Annotated in this window: 1 pseudogene; it reads left to right on the forward strand. The window is 44.4% G+C overall.

From position 1 onward, the window contains the following. Nucleotides 1–213, forward strand: a pseudogene (locus P6709_RS20305) (DnaB-like helicase C-terminal domain-containing protein); the annotation flags it as partial. Between the last annotated feature and the right edge of the window lie 26 nt (nt 214–239).

A 239-nucleotide genomic window follows, 5' to 3' on the forward strand; every position in this document is an offset into this window, starting at 1 on the left:
TTTCTGCGAATTTATTTTATTATCTTAGCAGCGGGTCCATCTTTTGGTAAAACTGCCTTCGCGCTGAATATTGCGAAAAACGTAGCCAATAAAACGGGATAAAACGTAGCAATTTTATGTCTTGTGATGGGCGCTGTGCAGCTTGTTATGCGTTTGCTTTGTGCAGACGGAAATATTAACGCACAAAACCTGGGGACAGGTGCGCTTAGGGTTTAAGACTGGCGCAAGCTCACCATGGC

The organism is Jeotgalibacillus sp. ET6 (assembly GCF_029667115.1).
Lineage (GTDB): Bacteria > Bacillota > Bacilli > Bacillales > Jeotgalibacillaceae > Jeotgalibacillus.